The organism is Psychrobacillus sp. NPDC093180 (assembly GCF_044754065.1).
GTDB lineage: Bacteria > Bacillota > Bacilli > Bacillales_A > Planococcaceae > Psychrobacillus.
This window is the reverse complement of sequence record NZ_JBIVOJ010000004.1, coordinates 179,075-200,317: the sequence shown is the minus strand read 5'-3', so window position 1 is coordinate 200,317 and position 21,243 is coordinate 179,075. Positions and strand designations below refer to the sequence as shown.

The window sequence follows — 21,243 nt, the reverse complement described above, 5'->3', positions numbered from 1 at the left end:
ACAAAATGGGTTCCGAAAAAAAGAAAATAGTACAAGAATTTTTAAAATGTCCTTACAACAAAATGTTATTTGAAGAGTTTCAAACTACTAACTCAGAAGAAATAAAACAAAAAATTGATGTAAAATTTAAGAAGTATTATCAAAATTACAGAATTCTATCCTATCTTATAAAAGTTTTGCACTATGAGAGTAAACATTTTGATCATAAGATACGAACATATAAACATAGATACCAATTAATCCTTACAAATCATTTAGAAACGCCAATTTTTTTCGAGAAATCATATTCCGATTCAATTGATTCTTCGAAAGACATTGAGGACCATATATCTAACGAAAAATTATTTACTTGTTTTAAAACTCTTACAGCTAGACAAAAAGAAATACTGTCACTTGTTTATGTAAGGCAAATGACAGATAAAGAGATTGCTCAATATTTAGGGATTACCCAACAAGCTGTCTCTAAGACAAGGAAAAATGTTATAAAAAAAATTAGAAAGGGGATTACTCATGATTGATGCGGGGAACATTGTACCTTTAATCGGCAACTTTGGCTTTCCAATTGTGGTATCTATTTACTTGTTACACCGTTTTGAAAATAAAATAGAATCGCTTGAAAATGCCATCCACAACATTGAGAATGTAGTTAATAGTAGTATGGATAAAAGAAAAGGAGGTGAATAAATGGACGAAACGGACATTCTCGCTATTTTAAAACAGCTAGAGCCCAAAATGCAAAGTGTTTTATTTCAAACAAGCAATGATTACAGAGAAGACTTAGAACAAGATCTAAAAGAACGTATGATTAAAATAATAAAGAATAATATCAATCTTGAAGTCCCAGGTTTTTTTGACTTCATAGGAGAAGAACAGATGCAAGACTATTCTGGAATGCTAACGAGGTGCTGAAAAAATTTTAGATTTACTATTTATTAAGTTGACTAGATCACTAGCACGAAAATTTATCTCAAGTGCTATCCCCATTCGCAGATGAACTGCACCACAGTTGTTAGTAAAGACTAACAAATGATGGTGCAGTTTTTAGTATCTTTACATATTTTTTATAAACGACTTTGAATTGTAAATTCGTTAAGTATGTGGTTAAAGTGTTTGATTTCTTTTATTATTCGATCGGGTTGCGTGATAAAGTCAGCGGTTTGATAATCTTCCAGCCACTGTACTCCAATTGTTAATAGACCTGCGGAGACCCCAGCTGCTATATCTGCTTCGCTATCTCCCACGAACATCGCATCCTCTTTGTTTAGGTCGAGTAATGATAATGCTTTTATTATCCCTTCAGGATGTGGTTTAGGATTGATGACGTCATCACCTGTGATAATAACATCAAACAGACCTTCCATTTGTAGTGCTTTTAAGGAGATTTCTAGACTTCTTCTTGCTTTACCAGTGACTATACCAAGCTTATGTCCATTTTCTTTAATAGATCTCAATAATTCGTCCATCTCATTATTGGGCTCCACTAGATGTAAATGTTTTTCTAAATACTTTTCGTAATACAATTCAATGGCTTGTTCTTTGTTGGGATGAACAAGGTTCTCTCTGATAATACCTGTTTCTGACGGCCCGAACATCGCTCGTATGTCTTCTGGTGAGAGATTTTTATCATCAAATTCCTTAAATACACTTTGAAAGGAATAATAACAAATAGGTAAAGTATTAGCTAGAGTGCCGTCAAAATCAAAAATGATTGCTTTCATTATCCTACCTCCGAAAATAGTTTCCACTCACTTAAATTTTACCAAATATTCTTAATTTATTAAACTATATTTAGATCATTAGCCAGGTTGCCAATTCATCACGTTAAAAGATTACACTAATTTCGTTTAACTAGGATAATGGATGATCACTGTGCATTTCACTACACTATCACCATTATTTCGATAAATATGATTTCTATCTGCTTGGAAGGAAATCGCATCCTCCCTATTCACTACGTAAGTCTCTCCGTCAATTACAAGCTCTAACGTTCCTTCATTCACAAATATATACTCTTTTACACCAGGATTATGCGCTTCTGATTGATGTTCACATACTGATGCAAGTGTAATTGCATAGACTTCAAATTGTTTTTCTGCATTAAATGGAACTAATGGATAAACTTGGTATTGACCATTACTTTCTATAACCGGATTTAGTTCATTCTTTTTTATGATAGATACGGTTGGAGTCTCTTCGCTTATAAGTGTGGAGAATGATAATCGTAATCCATTTGCTATTTTCCAAAGAGTAGTTACCGTTGGATTGGATTCTCCTCTTTCAATTTGTCCTAACATCGTTTTACTTACTCCAGTTAATTCCGAAGTTTTATCTAAGCTTATATTTCTTTCTTTTCTAACTCTCTTAAGATTTTTCCCGATATTTTGATTTATACGATCCATTTTTACCCTCCGAAAATGCGTTATATTGCACAAATAGACTTTATAGATTAATATAGTCGTTATAAAGTACAAACGTACTTTATACAGAATATCATACAAGAAAAGAGGAAAATTATCCATGATAAACAATTTTATGTTCTCAGGTGTCCATCAAGTGATCGGTAACACTCCTATGGTTCACTTATCAAGAATTACAGAAGGTTTAGAAGGGAATATTTTTGCAAAGCTAGAATATTTGAATCCGGGATTCAGCAAAAAAGATCGGATTGGATTACAAATAATAGAAGAGGCAGAAAAAGCGGGGATACTTGAACCTGGTCAAACGGTTGTAGAGCTAACTAGTGGCAATACAGGAACAGGACTTGCGATTGTGTGTGGTGTGAAAGGTTATAAATTTGTTGCTGTTATGTCAAAAGGAAATTCTTTAGAACGAGCACGAATGATGAGCGCGCTTGGGGCAGAAGTAGTTTTAGTTGACCAAGCATCTGGATCAACGGTAGGTCAAGTGTCTGGCGAAGATTTAGCAAGGGTGGAAGAAGTAGCACAACAAATTACAAGAGAGAGAAATGCTTTTCGGGCGGATCAGTTTAATCATATTGGCAATATCCATGCGCACGAATATTTCACCGGTGAAGAAATGTGGAAGCAAGCAAACGGAGAAATAGACGTTTTCCTTGATTTTGCTGGTTCTGGTGGAACTTTTACTGGATGCGCAAAAGCATTGAAAAAACATAATCCTACCATTCGTTGCTATTTAGTGGAACCAGACACTGCTCCCTATTATTCCAATAAAAAACCAACCAATCCGAATCACAAAATACAAGGAGGAGGATATTCAATGGAACTTCCTCTATTAGATAAAAGCTTAGTGACAGATTACATTCATATTTCAGATGATGAAGCTACTAGAGTTTCCAGGGAACTAGCAAAAAAAGAGGGAATATTTACTGGCTTCTCTTCAGGAGCGAATGTTGCTGCAGCATTGGAGTTATTGAAAGGTCCGGAAAAGGGAGCAAATATTGTTTTAACGATAAATGACTCCGGTCTCAAATATTTAAGTACAGATCTATATGAGTAACAAAAGTAAATTAGCTCTTTAAGTTGGACAGATTAATCAAAATCCTAAATGAAGCTTGCTGATACAGCTGGAATAAGGGAGGTTCTTGTATCAATTGTTAAACTAAATATTATACTATGTATCTGCATCATAAAATCATTGTCCAGTAATAAATAAATTACCAGTTGGAACTAGGAATATTTTTATTACAAAGGTAACCGTTGTTCCATCTCTTACATACCCTAGAATGATACATGTTAGAAGAGGAGGATTATCATCATTGGTTAACCCTATGCAGATGCAGCGTATTACTATTGAACAAGCAATGCAAGTCGCAAGACGTCAAGTCCCAGGGCAAGTTATCCATGTAGATTTAGATATGGAAAACGGACTTTTAGTGTATGAGGTATTCATTTCGACCGCTCAAGGCAGAGTATATCAAGTAGATGTCAATGCAAAAACAGGGGTAATAGTAGATATTGATCAGGAAAGTAGCACGTTTTTTAATAGATAATTTTGTAAAAAAATAATCCATTAGCATTTCACCTAATGGATTACTTTTTTGTGTTATGTAATAGATTAACTATGGTCGAGCTCAATGTATCCAATGGATTAATAATTGTTTTCGAGATCTCGCGTTCAAGCTGTTTGGAGGCATTCACCATTGATAGTTGGGCAACGGAGATTTCTTTTTTTCCATCATCTATAATTTTACGTATGTAGCTAGAAATCATTTGGTTGTACACTTCATTTAACCCCTGCATCAATAATTCAAAGGTTCCTTCAATCACCATAACCTCTATATTTAAGCTTTTTTGCTTTGTCTCCGCATAATCTTTCAGTCGTTTCATCGTTCCCTCTACTGTAGCCGGATTAGTAAAAAGGATTACTTGACGTTTGTCTAATTGACAAATTGCTTCAAAATAAGGTTCGTCTATTTTAATAATAGGAATGGAGCAAGAAAGATCCTCTTCGTTTAATAACGCAATATAGTTTGTACAAGTAATAAGGATAACATCGACATTGCAACTTGCTATCCATTCAATTTGTTCTTTTACTTTCTTCCTGGCCTTCAATTGGGAAAAGCTATGATCGTGTGTCACTTTATTCATAAGCCCAGGATCCACAAAATGCATTAATTCTATATTAAAATGTGCTAAAGCACTTTCTATATAATCAATATTCGAATGATGCGCGTGCAAGCATGCTAATTTCATGTTATCTTTCCCTCTTCTTTCTTAATAGCAATGATAAAATATATTCTTTCTTACTTATCTATACTACTTTAAAAGAGCTTGGTTCCAGTTCAGCTAGAACCAAGCTCTTTTCATTTTTTCAATTTAGGAAGAGGAAGCCTTTTGTCCTCGATATGGCTTTCGCTTTCCTCATAGTTATCACTGTCATAGACATGTTTCTTATAATTGAAAGTACCATTTTTATTTACTTTCACAGATATTATTTCTTCGTTTTCCTTTAAATTTTCAATAATCGGAGTAAGCTTGTTATCCTTTGTATTTAGTTCATATAGTTTCCCACCAGTCGTTACTGACCCGTATGCGTAACCTATAATGACAAACAAACGATTTTTATCAATCCATTCAATATATTTGGGTGTATATTGACTTAAATCATTATCTTTTAACTGATAAATAGTTGTTGCCTTTGTTTTTATATTTTCTATAACTAGGACTGCTTCTCCTTCCTCTGTTGCAAATTCTCCTCTTCCATCAATAGCCGCTTGCTGCAAGCCATCTGAAGACTTTTTCCATCCTGAATGAAAGCTGGCTTCATAGTTTTTTTCTACCTTTGCGTCAAATTGTGTTGGGATATTTTCTATACCCTTACCTAAAACAGTAGGCGTAAAAAAAATACTAAAAGAAAGAAAACCAATAAAAGCAATAATCGTTATATTTCTTATTTTTTGCTTCAGCTGTTGCATAGTTTCGTTCATAAATAAGTACCCCCCGCTCATTTCACTTCATTTGCGCAATTTTCAAGGTTAAAACTGTTTATTTTTATCTTATAAGCCAGTGTTTGATAGACTCAACTCATCTTTTTTTATTCTACTAACTTGCACAAGACTTTTTTTATTAAAAGTGAGTTTATATATGTCTGGCATTGCAAGCCGCTCCCAAAAATGAACGTCATATTGCTGATCAAAATAATTCATGATTAATACTTGTATGTTGCCGTGTGTTCCGATAACAATATTTTGACCTTTAAACCTATCTAAAACTTGGAGAGTTGCCTCTACTCCACGCTTTCGAGCAACATAATTAGACTCTCCCCCTTCTAATGCAAAATCAAAATCTGTCCATACTTTAGCAATGGCTTTGTCAAAATCGGCTATAGGATGTTCGGAGAGCAAACGTTCACGGAACTCATCGATCAATTCTATTTCTTTCCCGATATATTCTGCTATTCCTTCCACCGTTTGAATGGCTCTTTTATAAGGACTGGAAATGACAAGATTGATATCCAACTCTTTCAAGAGATTGGTCGTTAGTTTTGCATCCTCTATGCCGCGTTCTGACAGCGGTCTATTCAGCTCGTCAGGTGAGTAAGTGGAATGTGCATGGCGCACGAAATATAAGTTTGTTATCATAATCTTTTTGCTCCTATTTTTTATTCTCATTTATAGTTATTCTTTTACTTCTCGATTTATACCTTTTCCTTCAATACTAATTTCTTGTTATCTTTATGAATATTCGTCATTAAAGATATATTATCCTTCTACTTTACTAATATCAGCTATCTAGAAACTTTTGAATGTTATGTTTGCTTCTTTGTTAAAATATAGTATAAAAAAGCAATAGGAGACTTCCCTGACCAATTCTTTCTCTTTAGAGAATTATATAGTAGCAATTCCTATCACTTTAGTTCGTATTACTGGTAAGATAATAGAGAATATTCTAACAAGGAGTTGTTATGACGATTATGGTAGCTAAAGTAGAGATTGGTAAGACGGGTCTATTCGTAAATCCAGTAGGGCTTGGTACAAATGCAGTAGGAGGGCATAATCTTTTTCCCAATTTAAACGATGAGACTGGAAAGGAGATTGTTCGCACAGCAATTAATAATGGAATCGACTTTTTAGATACAGCTTTCATCTATGGTAAAGGAAGATCAGAAGAGTTAATTGGAGAAGTATTAAAAGAAAGTAAGAACCGTCATGACATTGTTATAGCTTCAAAAGGCGGGCATAAATTGGAAAATGACCAAGTTCTAATAGACAACTCTCCTAAGTTTTTGAGAGAAACAGTCGAAAATAGCTTGCGTAGCCTGCAAACAGATTATATTGATTTATTTTATATACACTACCCAGATGAAAACACGCCAAAAGCAGAAGCTATTGGGGCACTTCACCGTTTAAAAGAGGAAGGAAAAATACGTGCCATTGGTGTATCGAATTTTACTTTGGAGCAACTAAAAGAAGGTAACCAAGATGGCTATATTGATGTTCTCCAATCGGGTTACAATCTATTAAAACGTGATGCAGAAAATGAATTTCTGCCATATACAAGAGAGTATACTATTTCTTTTATACCTTATTTCCCACTAGCTTCTGGTTTATTGACAGGAAAGTTCGATAAAAATAGTACATTTGAAGATGGCCGTTCAAAAAATCCATTATTTCAAGGAGAAGCATTTGTGCGTAACTTAGAAAAAGTAGAACAATTGCGCCAAATAGCTAATGATAAAGATGCCGAGGTTTCAAATATTGTGCTTGCCTGGTATTTATCTCAACAGGGTATCGATGTAATCATACCTGGAGCTAAAAAACCGGAGCAAGTTTTAGCTAATATCAAAACATTAGAAGTGCAGCTAACACCTACTGAGGTAGCAGAAATTGATCGTATTTTTAGATAAACAAAACACAGAGCGAACGCTCTGTGTTTTTTATTCCCATTCAAAAGGTGTTGCTTGGTATACGTAATAATTCAACCAGTTCGAAAATAGTAAATGTGTATGAGAACGCCATGTATTTAATGGCTCGTTTGCCGGGTCGTCATTAGGGAAATAATTAGCAGGCACATCCATATCAATTCCTTTAGATAGATCACGGTTATATTCATCCGCTAAAGTAGTCGCATCATATTCTAAATGACCGGTAACCATAATTTGTTTTGCATCATTCGAAATAACAAGAAATACACCAGATTCATCAGAGATAGAAAGTAAGTTTAGTTCTGGATGTTTTTTTATTTCTTCATAAGAAACAGATGTAAAGCGAGATACCGGTGCGTGAAAAACATCATTAAATCCCCGTACTAAATCTACTGTTAAATCAGATAATCGATGAGCAAACACCCCAAAACATTTCTTTGGTAATTCATATTTTCCGATTCCATAGTGATGGTATAAAGCAGCTTGTGCCCCCCAGCAAATATTTAATACAGAGGTCACATTCGTTTTGGTCCAATCCATTATTTGGACCATCTCTTCCCAGTAATTTACGTCTTCAAATGCTAAATGCTCAATTGGAGCTCCTGTTATAATCATCCCATCATATTTTCGATGCTTGATATCCTCAAACGTTGTGTAAAACGTATTTAAGTGGGTTTTACTAACATTTTTCGATTCATGTGTAGCCATATGCATAAACTCAATATTCACTTGCAATGGTGTGTTCCCTAATAATCTTAAAAGCTGCAATTCTGTTCTTTCTTTCTCGGGCATTAAATTTAATATAATAATATTTAATGGACGTATATCCTGTGCTACCGCACGCTCCTCATCCATCACAAATATTTTTTCTTTTTTAAGTAATTCTGTTGCTGGCAACTGTTTTGGTACATTAATCGGCATTGTCTTCCTCTTCCTTTCTATGTAACATAAAAAAACCTCTTTTCTTATGGATAAGAAAAGAGGTTTTATAAATAGCTCTCAGTTCTTATCTCTCAAGACAAAAAATCTTGTAGGAGTTAGCACCTTTCTGACAATATCAGAGGTTGCTGAAGCTTCACAGGGCCATATCCCTCTGCTTCTCTTGATAAGAATATTAATTTGTTGGTTTATGTAATCTAGTAAATACTACCATGCGCCAAATATTTATGCAACATTTGAAATTAATAAAAAGATTATAGTAAAAGATATTCTAGTAGTAAGGTCTTTATTCATGCTTTTCATTCAATTTAAGAACAAGCTTGTTTGCATAGAATTTTAATACTTTCTGAAAAATATCAGATATAGTTTGATTTCACAAAACCCTTCCGAATAGAGCATTCTCCATTCGAAAGGGTTTACTAATTGATTTTAGACTTTAAAGCGATTTACCGCCTCTGTTAATTTCTCACTTAGTTCTGTTAGTGTCTCTGAAGATTCTGCTACAGATTGGATCGCGCGAAGTTGTTCATCAGACGATGCACTTACTTCTTCACAAGCAGCTGCCGTTTGCTGAGAAGTTGCTGCCATCAGTTGAATCGTTTCCACTACTTGTTCTTTATACTTGGAAACCTGTTCAATTTCCTCGGATACTTCATCAATGGAAGTCTGCATATTCGCCATTAAAGCTGAGATTTCTTCAAAAGTAATTTGTGTATCTGTTACAACCGTGCCCTGAGCTTGGAATGTTTCTCTTGTTTCGTTCATCTGCTTGCTAACTAAAACGGATTCTTGCTGTAGCTCAGTTATTGTCTTTTTGACTTCATCAGTAGCTCTGGCAGATTGCTCTGCCAGTTTTCTTACTTCCTCTGCAACTACCGCAAAACCTTTTCCATGTTCGCCAGCTCTTGCTGCTTCGATACTAGCATTTAAAGCAAGTAAATTTGTTTGCGCCGAAATTTCCATAATCGTTTCCATGACCCCTCCGATTGCTTTTACTTTGCTTTCTAAAGTACCAACAACATCGGACATTGACTTCAAATTGGATTCCCAATTATGAAATGATGATTTCAATTCACGCATTTGACTTTGACCGTTAGTGTTCATCGCGTTTGCTTTCGTTGCAATGTCGGTCATAGCGATTGATTTTGCATTGATTAAGTTTATTTGTTCGCTTAGGTGTGCAGAGTTATTTGTTACTTCTTCTGCATCTTCCGCAGATTTTGAGGCACCTTCTGCTATTTCAGTTACCGCTATTGCAACTTGTTCTGCAGATGCGTTTGTTTCTTCTGCTACCGCACTTAAACTCTCAGAGTTAGCTTGTACATTTGTCGCAGAATGTTTTACCACTTCGATAATATTGTGCATGCTTTCCGTCATTTTATTGAAGTTATCGGCTAATTGACCTATTTCATCTTTCGATTTGACAGTAGCGTGTACGGTTAAATCTCCAGCTGCAACTGAATCCATCAATTTTTTTAGTTCATCGATTGGTTTAACGATACGAGAAATCGTGATGAAAAGGACGATACATAATACAAACAACAGAATAAAGGAAATAACAATAATGATATTACGGATATCTGAAGCTGTTTTTTGTATATTATTTTCATCATATACGACCCCTAACTTCCAATCGAGACCTGGAATCGTTGAATAAACAGTGACATAAGATACCCCTTCTGCTTTATCATGCACAATTCCATTGTCGTTTCCACTTGTTAGCATTTCACTTACATATGCGTAATTTGTAAGGTCTTCTCCAAACATCGTTGGATGTACAATTGCCGTACCGTCCTTCTCTACAATTACTGGGTATCCATTAAAGCTTAATTCATTTGATGATACCGTGTCTGTAAGTTGCGCCAATAGAATATCCATCCCAACAACGCCGATTACTTTGCCATTTGCAAGGACAGCTTTTGAACCAGTTATTGCATACTCGCCAGTTGCCGAATCGACATATGGTTTTGACCAATGTACACGGTTAGTTTCCGTCAATGCTGATTTGTACCAATCCCTTACTGTAGGATCGAAATCAGACCCAAGATCTACTTTAGGAAAAATCTCCAATTGCTTGTTGGGCAATGCGTAATATACAGACGAAGTTGCATCAAATAACGAGGAAAACTCTTTAAATTTAGCGTCTAATTCTGTTTTTAATTGAGAAGCTGTAGCTTGATCAGGAGTGGATCTTTCATCCCTATAGTCGAGAGCCTCCCGTGTGGAGGATAATTGCATAAGTCCTTTTTCATATGCACTTAAATAATTGGAAATAGATAATGACATTTCGGATACTAACACCTGACTTTGTTCTATTAAGCTCTCTTCTGTCTTTTTATTGACAGTATATGTACTCATCAGATTTAAAATTATTAGCCCAACAGCTATAAGCGCTGCTACAGTGCCGATTATTTTCCATTTTATTGACTTTTTCATATAACATCTTCTCTCTTCTATTAGTGTAGTAAAATCAAACATACTATCTATCTATCCTACTAACAATAGACTTTATACCTACTAAAGAATAATATTTTTGTAGAACGGAATAGAATTTTTAGATTTATTTGATTATACCTCAAGTAATTGACAGAGATTACCTTATATTAATTAAACCATCTTTAACTTCTTTCCAGCTTTTCATATATATTTCCCATTCTATTTTAAAATGCGGGGATAGAAATTCATCCCCGCAAATTATTGTTCAAGTTACTTAATAATTACAATACCAATTATTCTTCTAATTTCATCCATTGCTCCATTAATTCCTCTAAAAGCTGAGTCTGGTCCTTTCTAGTGGCCAATAATTGCTCATAACGGTCCCAGTCATTTTCCATCTCTATTTGCATTGTAATTGAATTGATTTCCACTTCTAAGGCAGCAATTGTCTCTTCAATGGGATGCTCTTTTTTTATCACTGTTTGTTTAGGCTTGGATGCTTCTTTTAATTCCACTTGGTCTAATTTAGGTTGTTTTGCTTGTAATTCCTCCCATTTAGAACGTGCCCATTCATATGGGCCTTCAAAAGTGGATAATTGTCCTTGGTCTAACCATGCAGTTCTAGGAAATAGCTTATTTAAAAAGTATCGATCGTGTGAAACAGCAAGTATCGTCCCTTGGAAGTCTTCTAGTGCATCTTCTAATACTTCTCTAGAGTCAATATCTAGGTGATTCGTCGGTTCGTCTAGCATTAACATATTGATGTCCTGATGCATTAACTGTGCAAGACGTAAACGCATTCGTTCTCCGCCACTTAGATCACCTATTCGTTTAAATACATCCGGCCCATAAAACATAAACTTCGCAAGTATATGGCGTGCATCTCCTTCAAATACATTTACTTCACTCCGAAAAACATCAATGAGACGTGCTTTAGGATCTGTTATATGGAAATGCTGCGACAAATAGCCTACTCGAACGTTACTACCAAGACGCGCAACCCCTTTATCTATGGGTATTTCTCCGCGTAGTAAATTTAATATGGTCGATTTTCCAGTGCCGTTACGTCCAACAATTGCTAATCTGTCTTTCCAGTACACATGGAGGTTAGCAAGATGAAGTAACTTTTTTTCATCAAATGATTTGCACACTTCTTCCATGACAACCACTTCTTTTCCGCTCCGAGGGGCAGCTTCAAAAGTCAAATCTATCTTTTTTGGATCGATGAGCGGTTTTCTAACCTTTTCCATCCGCTCTAAAGCTCTTTCCATATTTCGAGCTTGACGATGTAAACCCGGATTTGGAGGAATCGCTTCATTTGCCCATTGTCTTAATCGTTTAATAGCCTCTCTCATTTTCTTTATCTTTTTTTGTTGTTCTTCATATGCTTGAAACTCACGCGTGAGTCGTTCTTCTTTTTCGATACTAAAGAAAGAGTAGTTTCCATGATAGAGCGTTAGTTCGCCATCTTCTAGATCAGCCACTTTTGTTACAACCTGATCTAAAAAATATCGATCATGCGAAACAATCACAACAGTTCCAGCATAATTCACTAAATATTCCTCTAGCCACTCTACTGCAAATAAATCTAAATGATTGGTAGGCTCATCTAGTAACAACAGATCCGGTTTGGTTAACAAAAGCTTGCCTAGCATAATTTTTGTTTGCTCTCCGCCGCTTAAATTTGAAAAAGGTTGTGAAACAAAGTTGGATAACTGTAGCCCTTGAATCACTTTTTCAAGCTCTGATTCCATTAAATATCCACCATTGTTTGTAAACTCTTCTTGCACATCTCCGTATGTTTGCAGTAATTTTTCCATATCTTCGGGATTTGAAGTAGACAACTTAACCTCAAGCTCTTTCATCTTCTCTTGCATTACGTTTAAAGACTGAAACGCACTATTCAACACATCATAACCCGTAATTTCATCAGAAAATGTAGGGATTTGGGCCAAATAACCAATCTGCGTTCCTTTTTTATAATGAATACTTCCTTTGTCCGCAGCTTCAATTCGGGCAATTAACTTGAATAAGGTTGTCTTTCCGGCACCGTTTCGTCCAACTATTCCAAGTCTATCTCCAGTCTTTATAGAAAGAGACAGGTTTTCAAAAATTATATTTCCTCCAAGCATTTTGCTTATTTCTTGTATTGTACATATCATGTTATTCGCTTCCTTTTCCATTAGATTAAATCCAGCTGGAAGCATCTTTTTTCCATGAAAAAAAGACTGCTAAAAAGCAGTCTTTTCCAAACTTAAATGGTTCAGAAAGAATGACTTTATCAGCTGTGAAATTCATTCAATTTGCTAAAAATGGGCAGACTTATCCCGTTGTCAGCAATTTCATGAGTAATCGCACAAGATGTGGATAAAAATTCCAATATAAATCTATGTGCGTTCACAGCGTTTTTCATTCTTCCTTCACCTCCGTTCCATATAGTTAAATTTATATTATCATCATTATTCAAATAATTCAATGGATTATTTTTTGGGTTTTTCAAAAGTCGGGTCGTTCATATCATCACCAGTGTCTGGGATACCAAGATCATTTTCCTCATTAACTTCTTCATTTCCAGTGTTTGGCAGATTTTGCTCTTGACTGTCCATCTGTGTTTCGGGATTTGCAGGTTCGTTTGAATCGCGGTTGGAACCACATGCTGATAGCATAATCAATGAAACAAGTAAAACGGTTGAAATTCTTTTGTTCATTTATTTTCCTCCTACTTTTTCATTAGATTGCACTAATTTAACAGCTTTATACAGAAAAATACTATCGTCTCAACCGAAAATAAAAGCGTTCCGCACGCATCATAATTATATAATTCCCAAAATACAAGAAAAACCCCAGTAAAATCACTGGAGTTTCTACATTTTCTTATTCTTCTATGTCAAAGTAAATTTCATCTTCATCACTGAATTCTTTGCCATTTTCAAATAAAACAGTCGTTCGTAAAATTAATTTGGATACTTCTTCTTCTCCATCTGGTATCCATCTTTCATCCGGCATGATTTCAAACGGAATCATTTGCATATCCTTGGAAGCAACCGACCCAACTAATTCAATTGAATGTTTGGAGATGATTTCAGAAACAAGCTCATTTCTTACTTTAAAAACCTCCAGTTTAATATTTTCTATCGATTCATCATCATGAACACCATCAATATAAATAGTACCAGAAAGATTGATACCGTGTTCAATATATGGATGGTCTACAACCGTATCTATTTTAATCGATTGTACTTTTATAGATGATTCAAACTTCTTTGCCATTACTCTCAATCCACCTTGTTATTTGTATGCTCATATTGATTTTCTAAATTCGGTTCATATCTATTATATCGTTTTTTGAATAAAGTATAAAAATGAGCAACAATCACTTTTAATATTGCATACCCTGGAATCCCAAGAATAACACCTGGAACTCCAAATAACGCTCCAGAAGTAATTAATACAAAAATAATTGTGATTGGATGCACATGAAGGGATTTACCCATAATTTGTGGAGAGATGAATTTTCCTTCCACTAACTGAACAACCGTCCACACGATAGCAAGCTTCACTAACATAAGCGGATCTGAAGAGACAAGTGCAATAATAACAGCGGGAGTAATTGCAATAACTGGACCTAAATAAGGTACTACGCTCGTAACCATTGCAATCACGCCAAGAAGCAATGCATATTCCATGCCAATAATTGTGAAGCCAATAAATATCATAAATCCAATACAGATGGACACTAGAATTTGGCCTTGTATATAGGCACTGATCTGGTTATCAATACTTCTGAAAACAGAGTGAAAATCCTCACGCATACGAGGTGGAAAAACTCTTATTACAAATTTGGGTAGTTCTTCTCCATCTTTTAATAAATAAAACAGAATAAATGGAACCAAAATAATCGATAAAACGAAGCTTGTTACCGCTCCTAATACAGATGTGATTCCCGTTGCGATACTAGAAATTGCATTTTGAAACAACTCTCCCACTTCTGCAGGTACGTTCTTTAACACTTGCATTGCTTCTTTTTCAATTTCTAAGTAATAGTCCGCAACAAAAGAAGTTCTTAAAAAACTGTCTAAAGAGTTCAGTAGTTGAATCAAGTAAACCGGCAATTCCTCGACCAACCTAGTAGACTGTGACTTTAAAAACGGAACTACTAAAAATACGAGTAACGTTATTAATCCAATCAATGCTAGGAAAATGATTAATATACCCCACACTCGAGGTATTTTTATCTTCTCAATCAGTCTCAAAATTGGCCTCAATAAATAATATGCAATAACAGCTAGAATTACTGGTAAAACTACATTTCCTAGGAATATAGTTAATGGACTAAAGATAAATGATACTTCCCCGTATACCATAATAATCAGTCCGATTAATAATATTAGGATAAATGTAAAGAACGTATTACGTCCTCCTAAAAATTTTATGTACCTTGTGGAAAAAAAAGAAGGTTTTTCAGGCTCCACTTTTATCAAACACCCTTTCCTATATAATATATTTTACGGACGAATGAAAAGATTGGCAAATGTTTAAGCATTATTATTTTTCCAAAAAGTTATCGATCGCTTGTTTATTTTTTTCTGTGTTTATTTCAAGAACAGATCCAGCATGCCTATAGCTAGAAAACGTATATGTTCCTTCTACTGGTATCGTTAGTTTTTCTATTTCAAGCTTTCCACTAATGAGCGCATCTATTATCCGTTTTCCTTTATCGGTTCTAGAATAATCTGTTTCGATATACCCTTCAGCCGCACCTAAAAATTTCGGTGTATTAGATAGGTTTCCGATGGACAGTATTTCATCCTTTAATGCTTCCATCACTTTTTGTTGTCTTTCAACTCGCCCAAAATCGCCATTTTCATCTGCACGAAACCTTGCATAACCAAGCAGCTCTTTACCCGATAAATTTTGCTGCCCTTGTGTAAGGGAAACTCCGATTTTCTCTGACATGTCCTTTTCCACATTTACTGGAATTCCATTCGGTGCAAGTATATCTACAAGTGATTCAAAGCTACTAAAATCGATTAACGCATAATGATGAATTGGTAGATCAAACATTTGTTGAATCGTGTCTTTTAATAACTGAACCCCGTCGAGATAATACGCTGTATTTAATTTATACGATTGATAGCCTGGGATATCTGCATAAATATCTCGCATAAACGAAATAATCTTCACATCGTTATCTTGTTTATCCCAAGAAACAAGCATCATCGTATCCGAGCGCGCCTGTTGTTGTCCCCTTGAGTCTACCCCAAGTACTAATATATTTTCCCGTTCCCCAGCTTGTAGCTTGTCCCCTTCAAAATCGATCGTTAAATCCACTTCTTTGTTCGCTAATTTGTATCCACTGGAATACTGCGTAACCGCATATATTCCACTTATCAGTATTACTAACACAAGAAATAACGTAAAGACTCGTCCTACTCGGAGTCTTCTTTTTCGCTTACGTCCTGTTCGTAATTGTCGTTCTTCTTCCATGATAATATCGCTCCTTTATATTCTTATAATAACGTATTTTCCCCGTTTAAGTTTCGGAATTTTGTACATTTTAGTATCTCATGGTAAAATACATGATGCTATTATGGGAGGAATGACAATGATGGAAAAAGCAACTTTTGCAGGCGGCTGTTTTTGGTGCATGGTAAAACCGTTCGATTCGTGGGATGGCATACATAAAGTAACTTCCGGTTATATGGGAGGTCATATAGAAAACCCGACATATGAGGACGTAAAAAAAGGAACATCCGGGCATTTAGAAGTGGTTGAAATTCAATATGACCCTTCCATTTTTCCGTACAATGAGCTACTTCAAATCTTTTGGCAACAAATTGATCCAACTGACGCAGGCGGACAGTTCCAAGATCGTGGAGAAAGTTATAAGTCGGCAATATTTGTACATACAGAAGAACAACGCAAGCTTGCAGAACAAGCAAAAGAGCAATTAGCTGCAAGCGGAAAATTTTCTAAACCAATTGTTACAGAAATCAGAGATGCAAAAACATTTTTTGAAGCAGAAGATTACCACCAAGATTTTTATAAAAAAAGTCCCGATCACTACAAAGAAGACAGAGCGCAATCGGGCCGAGACGAATTTATCGACAAACATTGGAAATAAGCATTATAAAACAATTATTTAAAATACCAAGTTAGCCTTAATTCGTGGTATAATAAGAGCATTGTGAACTTTAGGAGGTACTAGCATGATTGCAGTAAGTAATGTAAGTCTTCGTTTTGGTGATCGTAAACTATTTGAAGACGTAAATATAAAGTTTACACCGGGTAACTGTTACGGTTTAATCGGTGCAAACGGAGCAGGTAAATCTACATTTATCAAAATTCTATCTGGAGAGATTGAAGCCCAGGAAGGCAACGTCATCATGAATCCAAATGAACGTTTAGCTATTCTAAAACAGAATCACTTCGAATACGAAGAGTATACAGTTTTAGAAACCGTTATTATGGGACATAAACGTTTATACGAAGTAATGAATGAAAAAAATGCTATCTATATGAAAGAAGATTTCTCTGATGAGGATGGCATGCGTGCAGCAGAACTAGAAGGTGAATTTGCAGACTTAAATGGTTGGGAAGCAGAATCAGAAGCTGCAATCCTATTACAAGGTCTTGGTATTCCTGATAGTATGCATCAAAAGAAAATGTCTGAGTTAACAGGTTCTGAAAAAGTAAAAGTGTTACTATCACAAGCTCTTTTCGGTAAACCAGATGTTCTTTTACTAGATGAGCCTACGAACCATTTAGACATTAAAGCGATCCAATGGTTAGAAGATTTCTTGATCAACTTTGAAAATACAGTTATTGTCGTATCTCATGACCGTCACTTCTTAAACAAAGTATGTACACATATTGCGGACTTAGACTTTAGTAAAATCCAAGTATATGTTGGGAACTATGACTTCTGGTATGAATCGAGTCAACTTGCATTGAAGCTGGCATCTGATCAAAACAGTAAAAAAGAAGAGAAAATTAAAGAGCTTCAAGCCTTTATCGCTCGATTTAGTGCAAATGCCTCTAAATCTAAACAAGCAACTTCTCGTAAGAAAATGTTAGACAAAATTGAATTAGATGATATTAAACCATCTTCACGTAAATATCCTTACGTGAATTTCTCCATGAAACGTGAAATCGGTAATGATGTTTTACAAGTTCAAGATTTAAGCTACACATTTGAAGGAGAAAAACTATTCTCTAAAATGAACTTCACTTTAAACAAAGAAGATAAAATTATTCTTCTTGGAGGTGAGTTAGCAAAATCAGCATTGCTTCGCGTTCTAGCAGAGGAAGAAGAACCACAAGAAGGCTCCATTCGTTGGGGCGTTACAACGAGTCGTGCTTACTTCCCACTAGATAATGCAAAGTATTTTGAAGGAAGCGAAACTTCTCTAGTAGACTGGTTACGTCAATACTCTCCTGATGATGAAAGTGAGACATTCTTACGTGGATTCTTAGGACGTATGTTATTCTCTGGAGAAGAAGTGAAGAAAAAACCTTCTGTTCTATCTGGAGGAGAAAAAGTTCGCTGTATGCTTTCTAAAATGATGCTTTCTGAGTCAAATGTACTTTTACTTGATGAGCCAACCAACCATTTAGACTTAGAGTCTATCCAAGCTTTAAATAATGGCTTGATCGCTTTTAAAGGCGCTATGATTTTCACATCACATGACCATCAGTTCATTCAAACGATCGCAAACCGTGTCATTGAAATCCGTGAGGACGGATCTATTTTAGATAAACAATTAACATATGATGAATTCCTAGAATGGAAAGAAGCACAAAAACTTTCATAAACATATAAATAGGGTATTCTACTTCGATTATGTCGAGGCAGAATACCCTGTTTTGCTATTTGAGCTTGTTAAAAATTACGGTTAGAATGTTAGTGTCAAATAGACTATTTCTGTTCTTCTCTGCAAAATGAAGCCTCTTTCCTAAACGAAAAGATAAGTGGGAGATCAACTGCCCGTAAAAGCACGACTGGTTCAACTAACAATCAGTGCTGGATGAAGAAAACCCAACTGATTGAGGTTTCACTTTATTTAGACTTCTTAATAAATTTTCCTAATATTGATTTCGATGGTAGTTTACCTGTTACTGTATCACTGGTTTCAGAGATTTTCTTTAAAGCATTTAATAATTTTTCATCGCCGACCCAATGCTCTTCAATGACATCTGCAGAAAATTTATTTAATAACATATTTACCACATATGTAGCCACAATAATATCATCGATAAAACCTCCAGGTCCGACTAATCCTTCAGGCAAGACGTCTAGCGGTGTAATAAAATATAAAATACCACTACCAATAAGTGCTTTATATTTTGCATCAATTCGACTATCTAACATCGATTTTATAAGCAAATGAAATAAGTCTGGAGCAAACAATAAATACGGTGCAAATTTAGACGTTTTCCCTGTCTTAGATTGAGCAAAATCTGTAATTTTTGAACGCAACTTCATATAAAAATCTTGCTGCTCCTCATAAGGAGGTAACTCATTTTTCAACTCAGTATTCATTCCTATCTCTCCTCTCTTATTTTCACTATACCAAAAAAACGACAAAATGAAACAAATAACCACTTAAACCGTCTAATCATAAACAATACAAGGAGGTAACTAAAATGATCAAGCATTTATTTTTCCTTATACCTACTCTTTTTCTTGTTGCTTGCGGAGACCAAAAACCTGCAAATACGGAAACACCTACAAAAAAACCTTTAGAAGAAGCAGTCTCCCCTTCTGAATCTTCACTAAGTTTATCTCACTTTTTTATGCCTGATAATTCCGTTGCTCATTATAAGGGAGAAGGAAATGAATATGCATCCTATAGTTTGACAACTCTATATCCGTTCGAAAATTACGTCACTACTTATGAGGATAATGGCGGCACAGTTGTCCAAAGAATTTATCATGTACAAGATGATAAAATAAGTCTTATAGCAGAAAACGGCGAAGCATATGAACCTACGACGCATAGTCTTGCAGAACTCCAAGCGATGCAAGAAATCGAAGTATATTTCGCTTCTCCCATTAAAGTTGGAGCAACCTTTAACGGTTGGAAAATTACTTCAACTACAGAGAAACTGAAAACTGATCTCCAAACATTTGATGATGTTATCGTTATTGAAAAAACAAATGAGGATTACTCTATTACACGAAAATATTTCGCTAAAAACTTTGGAGAAATAAAACGTGAATTTATCATGCAAGAAGGCGATGAACAATTTATCGTCACTTCTGTCCTCGAAAGTATAGATTGAGATTGGTTGAATCACCATAATAAGTGAAAGAACACCTAAAAAAAGAAGCTACTCCAAAATGGAGAGCTTCTTTTTAACTATTCTTATAGTTTAGTTACATTTGCAGCTTGTGGTCCGCGGTTACCTTCTACCACTTCAAATTCTACTTTTTGTCCTTCTTCAAGTGATTTAAATCCTTCACCTTGAATAGCAGAGAAGTGTACGAATACATCGTTTTCTCCTTCTACTTCGATAAATCCAAATCCTTTTTCTGCGTTAAACCATTTTACTGTACCTTGTTTCATGTTATTACCTCCAAAAAATATTAATCAATATGTGATAAACAAAAATTCACATATTCCATGAAGTACCGACATCACATCGATCACTACATAGGATATGTGAATTACAAATACTGTTTCTCACTTTAAATTGTTAACTAAAGTATAACAGTTGGATAAATATAGTCAACAAGTTTTTTTATAATTCTAAATCGTTTACTTCATACTATTCCAAATGACTCCATGAAAGATTTGCAAATCATCTTCACAGGATTCACAGTAACATTGCTCTTTTATTGACCAAAATGCCCAATACTTATCTCCTTTTACTTGCTCTTTTGGAAACTTCGCTCGAAATTCATCCAACATCTTATTTAAATATTGCAGTGCTTCTTCCTCTTGATCGAAGGTCATTTTTTTTACAATATGCTCTTCCCAACCTTCAAATGCCCACCAAGGTTCGTAATCTGCTTTCATATAAATAACTTCAAACATACATATCGCCTCTAACATTTATTGTTAACTCATATTGTACTGGTTCGACAAAAAAAGTCTACTCAAATGACTTATTAAGTCAAAGAATTGAAAATAAGCGCAATATCAGTTAAGTTATAGTTAATACATTTTATGAAATGTTAAAGGAGAAGATGAGTTGAAAAAGCGAGCGCATATTCTTATGCATGGCGATGTAGATGGAGTTGGCTTTCGATTTCTAGTAAAACAAAAAGCACAATCACTTAGTTTAAAAGGTTATTGTATGCAAAATGAACAAAAAGATATCATCATCGATATAGAAGGCGATTTAAATCGTTTAGATGAATTTATAGAGTATATTCAAAAAGGCGTATCCCCTTTGTCTAAAGATAATGCTTTTGAAATTGAACTATTTGATCATCTTAAAGGGTATACAAAAATGGAATCTGATATCGTCTAAAACTATAGGAAAATGAAACCTTCTTCTCTTTCATTCGTATATTAT

At 35.0% G+C, this 21,243-nt stretch carries 26 protein-coding genes and 1 riboswitch; of the genes, 10 read left to right on the top strand and 16 right to left on the bottom strand.

Annotated elements, in window-relative coordinates; all coding sequences use genetic code 11:
* Nucleotides 1-5: 5 nt before the first annotated feature.
* Genes ACIP9W_RS08115 through ACIP9W_RS08105 form a run of 3 tightly spaced genes read left to right on the top strand, consistent with a single transcriptional unit; the run spans nucleotide 6 to nucleotide 909 of the window.
* A complete protein-coding gene (locus tag ACIP9W_RS08115) occupies nucleotides 6-518 on the top strand; it encodes a sigma-70 family RNA polymerase sigma factor (RefSeq protein ID WP_400788007.1) in 513 nt (170 codons plus the stop codon).
* Nucleotides 511-684, top strand: coding sequence for a YvrJ family protein (locus tag ACIP9W_RS08110; protein ID WP_400788005.1), 174 nt, complete (start codon nucleotides 511-513; stop codon nucleotides 682-684). Before ACIP9W_RS08115 ends, ACIP9W_RS08110 begins: the two co-directional genes overlap by 8 nt.
* Nucleotides 685-909, top strand: a complete 225-nt coding sequence (locus ACIP9W_RS08105) for a hypothetical protein (RefSeq protein WP_142537014.1) — start codon at nucleotides 685-687, stop codon at nucleotides 907-909.
* A gap of 152 nt (nucleotides 910-1,061) precedes the next feature.
* Here the strand turns inward: ACIP9W_RS08105 and ACIP9W_RS08100 are convergent, their stop codons facing one another.
* Nucleotides 1,062-1,721 (bottom strand): HAD family hydrolase, encoded by a 660-nt coding sequence (locus tag ACIP9W_RS08100; protein ID WP_400788204.1) that lies wholly within the window; start codon nucleotides 1,719-1,721, stop codon nucleotides 1,062-1,064.
* 123 nt (nucleotides 1,722-1,844) lie between these two features.
* Nucleotides 1,845-2,399: a helix-turn-helix domain-containing protein gene (locus ACIP9W_RS08095; protein ID WP_400788003.1), complete on the bottom strand. Its 555-nt coding sequence runs from the start codon at nucleotides 2,397-2,399 to the stop codon at nucleotides 1,845-1,847.
* A 118-nt stretch (nucleotides 2,400-2,517) separates the two neighbouring features.
* On the opposite strand from ACIP9W_RS08095, the gene ACIP9W_RS08090 reads away from it, so the two are divergent.
* Both ACIP9W_RS08090 and ACIP9W_RS08085 read left to right on the top strand, forming a co-directional pair.
* Nucleotides 2,518-3,477: a PLP-dependent cysteine synthase family protein gene (locus ACIP9W_RS08090; protein ID WP_400788001.1), complete on the top strand. Its 960-nt coding sequence runs from the start codon at nucleotides 2,518-2,520 to the stop codon at nucleotides 3,475-3,477.
* A gap of 259 nt (nucleotides 3,478-3,736) precedes the next feature.
* Nucleotides 3,737-3,970, top strand: coding sequence for a PepSY domain-containing protein (locus ACIP9W_RS08085; RefSeq protein ID WP_282244828.1), 234 nt, complete (start codon nucleotides 3,737-3,739; stop codon nucleotides 3,968-3,970).
* A gap of 40 nt (nucleotides 3,971-4,010) precedes the next feature.
* Here the strand turns inward: ACIP9W_RS08085 and ACIP9W_RS08080 are convergent, their stop codons facing one another.
* The 3 genes from ACIP9W_RS08080 to ACIP9W_RS08070 all read right to left on the bottom strand — a co-directional run bounded on the left by ACIP9W_RS08080 (nucleotide 4,011) and on the right by ACIP9W_RS08070 (nucleotide 6,061).
* Nucleotides 4,011-4,673, bottom strand: coding sequence for a hypothetical protein (locus ACIP9W_RS08080; RefSeq protein WP_400787999.1), 663 nt, complete (start codon nucleotides 4,671-4,673; stop codon nucleotides 4,011-4,013).
* 110 nt (nucleotides 4,674-4,783) lie between these two features.
* Nucleotides 4,784-5,407 (bottom strand): DUF4652 domain-containing protein, encoded by a 624-nt coding sequence (locus tag ACIP9W_RS08075; RefSeq protein ID WP_400787996.1) that lies wholly within the window; start codon nucleotides 5,405-5,407, stop codon nucleotides 4,784-4,786.
* A 69-nt stretch (nucleotides 5,408-5,476) separates the two neighbouring features.
* A complete protein-coding gene (locus ACIP9W_RS08070; RefSeq protein ID WP_400787994.1) occupies nucleotides 5,477-6,061 on the bottom strand; it encodes a histidine phosphatase family protein in 585 nt (194 codons plus the stop codon).
* 332 nt (nucleotides 6,062-6,393) lie between these two features.
* On the opposite strand from ACIP9W_RS08070, the gene ACIP9W_RS08065 reads away from it, so the two are divergent.
* Nucleotides 6,394-7,326, top strand: coding sequence for an aldo/keto reductase (locus ACIP9W_RS08065; RefSeq protein ID WP_400788202.1), 933 nt, complete (start codon nucleotides 6,394-6,396; stop codon nucleotides 7,324-7,326).
* 30 nt (nucleotides 7,327-7,356) lie between these two features.
* Here the strand turns inward: ACIP9W_RS08065 and metA are convergent, their stop codons facing one another.
* The 8 genes from metA to ACIP9W_RS08025 form a co-directional block, all read right to left on the bottom strand.
* Nucleotides 7,357-8,265: a homoserine O-acetyltransferase MetA gene (metA, locus tag ACIP9W_RS08060; protein WP_400787992.1), complete on the bottom strand. Its 909-nt coding sequence runs from the start codon at nucleotides 8,263-8,265 to the stop codon at nucleotides 7,357-7,359.
* An 82-nt stretch (nucleotides 8,266-8,347) separates the two neighbouring features.
* Nucleotides 8,348-8,456: riboswitch (SAM riboswitch) on the bottom strand.
* A gap of 256 nt (nucleotides 8,457-8,712) precedes the next feature.
* A complete protein-coding gene (locus ACIP9W_RS08055) occupies nucleotides 8,713-10,719 on the bottom strand; it encodes a methyl-accepting chemotaxis protein (protein ID WP_400787990.1) in 2,007 nt (668 codons plus the stop codon).
* Nucleotides 10,720-11,012: 293 nt separating this feature from the next.
* Nucleotides 11,013-12,881, bottom strand: coding sequence for a ribosomal protection-like ABC-F family protein (gene abc-f, locus ACIP9W_RS08050; protein WP_400787988.1), 1,869 nt, complete (start codon nucleotides 12,879-12,881; stop codon nucleotides 11,013-11,015).
* Nucleotides 12,882-13,000: 119 nt separating this feature from the next.
* Nucleotides 13,001-13,132, bottom strand: a complete 132-nt coding sequence (locus ACIP9W_RS08045; RefSeq protein WP_308421238.1) for an RAxF-45 family protein — start codon at nucleotides 13,130-13,132, stop codon at nucleotides 13,001-13,003.
* 67 nt (nucleotides 13,133-13,199) lie between these two features.
* Entirely contained in the window at nucleotides 13,200-13,427 is a 228-nt protein-coding gene (locus ACIP9W_RS08040; protein ID WP_400787986.1) for a hypothetical protein, read from the bottom strand.
* Nucleotides 13,428-13,593: 166 nt separating this feature from the next.
* Complete coding sequence (locus ACIP9W_RS08035; protein ID WP_400787984.1) at nucleotides 13,594-13,989, bottom strand: sporulation protein; 396 nt, start codon at nucleotides 13,987-13,989, stop codon at nucleotides 13,594-13,596.
* Nucleotides 13,990-13,994: 5 nt separating this feature from the next.
* A complete protein-coding gene (locus tag ACIP9W_RS08030) occupies nucleotides 13,995-15,191 on the bottom strand; it encodes an AI-2E family transporter (RefSeq protein ID WP_282244842.1) in 1,197 nt (398 codons plus the stop codon).
* A gap of 73 nt (nucleotides 15,192-15,264) precedes the next feature.
* Nucleotides 15,265-16,206 (bottom strand): LCP family protein, encoded by a 942-nt coding sequence (locus ACIP9W_RS08025; RefSeq protein ID WP_400787982.1) that lies wholly within the window; start codon nucleotides 16,204-16,206, stop codon nucleotides 15,265-15,267.
* A 121-nt stretch (nucleotides 16,207-16,327) separates the two neighbouring features.
* On the opposite strand from ACIP9W_RS08025, the gene msrA reads away from it, so the two are divergent.
* Together msrA and ACIP9W_RS08015 are read left to right on the top strand one after the other, a co-directional pair.
* Nucleotides 16,328-16,843 (top strand): peptide-methionine (S)-S-oxide reductase MsrA, encoded by a 516-nt coding sequence (gene msrA, locus ACIP9W_RS08020; RefSeq protein WP_400788200.1) that lies wholly within the window; start codon nucleotides 16,328-16,330, stop codon nucleotides 16,841-16,843.
* Between the two features lie 85 nt (nucleotides 16,844-16,928).
* Complete coding sequence (locus ACIP9W_RS08015; RefSeq protein WP_400787980.1) at nucleotides 16,929-18,533, top strand: ABC-F family ATP-binding cassette domain-containing protein; 1,605 nt, start codon at nucleotides 16,929-16,931, stop codon at nucleotides 18,531-18,533.
* Nucleotides 18,534-18,778: 245 nt separating this feature from the next.
* On the opposite strand, the gene ACIP9W_RS08010 is transcribed toward ACIP9W_RS08015, so the two are convergent.
* The gene (locus ACIP9W_RS08010; protein ID WP_400787978.1) at nucleotides 18,779-19,261 is read right to left on the bottom strand and encodes a YkvA family protein; all 483 of its coding nucleotides are present in this window, start codon (nucleotides 19,259-19,261) and stop codon (nucleotides 18,779-18,781) included.
* Nucleotides 19,262-19,365: 104 nt separating this feature from the next.
* On the opposite strand from ACIP9W_RS08010, the gene ACIP9W_RS08005 reads away from it, so the two are divergent.
* Nucleotides 19,366-20,004: a hypothetical protein gene (locus ACIP9W_RS08005; RefSeq protein ID WP_400787976.1), complete on the top strand. Its 639-nt coding sequence runs from the start codon at nucleotides 19,366-19,368 to the stop codon at nucleotides 20,002-20,004.
* A gap of 83 nt (nucleotides 20,005-20,087) precedes the next feature.
* Here the strand turns inward: ACIP9W_RS08005 and ACIP9W_RS08000 are convergent, their stop codons facing one another.
* A complete protein-coding gene (locus ACIP9W_RS08000; RefSeq protein ID WP_090561394.1) occupies nucleotides 20,088-20,288 on the bottom strand; it encodes a cold-shock protein in 201 nt (66 codons plus the stop codon).
* 192 nt (nucleotides 20,289-20,480) lie between these two features.
* The gene (locus ACIP9W_RS07995) at nucleotides 20,481-20,759 is read right to left on the bottom strand and encodes a DUF1033 family protein (protein WP_400787973.1); all 279 of its coding nucleotides are present in this window, start codon (nucleotides 20,757-20,759) and stop codon (nucleotides 20,481-20,483) included.
* Between the two features lie 157 nt (nucleotides 20,760-20,916).
* Here ACIP9W_RS07995 and ACIP9W_RS07990 point away from each other — a divergent pair, with 157 nt between their 5' ends.
* Entirely contained in the window at nucleotides 20,917-21,198 is a 282-nt protein-coding gene (locus ACIP9W_RS07990; RefSeq protein WP_282244868.1) for an acylphosphatase, read from the top strand.
* Nucleotides 21,199-21,243: the final 45 nt, after the last annotated feature.

Bases quoted from the DNA above. Each gene is read 5' to 3' on its own strand.
- ACIP9W_RS08115 (WP_400788007.1), top strand. From the start codon at position 6: ATGGGTTCCGAAAAAAAGAAAATAGTACAAGAATTTTTAAAATGTCCT.
- ACIP9W_RS08110 (WP_400788005.1), top strand. From the start codon at position 511: ATGATTGATGCGGGGAACATTGTACCTTTAATCGGCAACTTTGGCTTT.
- ACIP9W_RS08105 (WP_142537014.1), top strand. From the start codon at position 685: ATGGACGAAACGGACATTCTCGCTATTTTAAAACAGCTAGAGCCCAAA.
- ACIP9W_RS08095 (WP_400788003.1), bottom strand. From the start codon at position 2,399: ATGGATCGTATAAATCAAAATATCGGGAAAAATCTTAAGAGAGTTAGA.
- ACIP9W_RS08090 (WP_400788001.1), top strand. From the start codon at position 2,518: ATGATAAACAATTTTATGTTCTCAGGTGTCCATCAAGTGATCGGTAAC.
- ACIP9W_RS08080 (WP_400787999.1), bottom strand. From the start codon at position 4,673: ATGAAATTAGCATGCTTGCACGCGCATCATTCGAATATTGATTATATA.
- ACIP9W_RS08075 (WP_400787996.1), bottom strand. From the start codon at position 5,407: ATGAACGAAACTATGCAACAGCTGAAGCAAAAAATAAGAAATATAACG.
- ACIP9W_RS08070 (WP_400787994.1), bottom strand. From the start codon at position 6,061: ATGATAACAAACTTATATTTCGTGCGCCATGCACATTCCACTTACTCA.
- ACIP9W_RS08065 (WP_400788202.1), top strand. From the start codon at position 6,394: ATGGTAGCTAAAGTAGAGATTGGTAAGACGGGTCTATTCGTAAATCCA.
- metA (WP_400787992.1), bottom strand. From the start codon at position 8,265: ATGCCGATTAATGTACCAAAACAGTTGCCAGCAACAGAATTACTTAAA.
- ACIP9W_RS08055 (WP_400787990.1), bottom strand. From the start codon at position 10,719: ATGAAAAAGTCAATAAAATGGAAAATAATCGGCACTGTAGCAGCGCTT.
- abc-f (WP_400787988.1), bottom strand. From the start codon at position 12,881: ATGATATGTACAATACAAGAAATAAGCAAAATGCTTGGAGGAAATATA.
- ACIP9W_RS08045 (WP_308421238.1), bottom strand. From the start codon at position 13,132: ATGAAAAACGCTGTGAACGCACATAGATTTATATTGGAATTTTTATCC.
- ACIP9W_RS08040 (WP_400787986.1), bottom strand. From the start codon at position 13,427: ATGAACAAAAGAATTTCAACCGTTTTACTTGTTTCATTGATTATGCTA.
- ACIP9W_RS08035 (WP_400787984.1), bottom strand. From the start codon at position 13,989: ATGGCAAAGAAGTTTGAATCATCTATAAAAGTACAATCGATTAAAATA.
- ACIP9W_RS08025 (WP_400787982.1), bottom strand. From the start codon at position 16,206: ATGGAAGAAGAACGACAATTACGAACAGGACGTAAGCGAAAAAGAAGA.
- msrA (WP_400788200.1), top strand. From the start codon at position 16,328: ATGGAAAAAGCAACTTTTGCAGGCGGCTGTTTTTGGTGCATGGTAAAA.
- ACIP9W_RS08015 (WP_400787980.1), top strand. From the start codon at position 16,929: ATGATTGCAGTAAGTAATGTAAGTCTTCGTTTTGGTGATCGTAAACTA.
- ACIP9W_RS08010 (WP_400787978.1), bottom strand. From the start codon at position 19,261: ATGAATACTGAGTTGAAAAATGAGTTACCTCCTTATGAGGAGCAGCAA.
- ACIP9W_RS08005 (WP_400787976.1), top strand. From the start codon at position 19,366: ATGATCAAGCATTTATTTTTCCTTATACCTACTCTTTTTCTTGTTGCT.
- ACIP9W_RS08000 (WP_090561394.1), bottom strand. From the start codon at position 20,288: ATGAAACAAGGTACAGTAAAATGGTTTAACGCAGAAAAAGGATTTGGA.
- ACIP9W_RS07995 (WP_400787973.1), bottom strand. From the start codon at position 20,759: ATGTTTGAAGTTATTTATATGAAAGCAGATTACGAACCTTGGTGGGCA.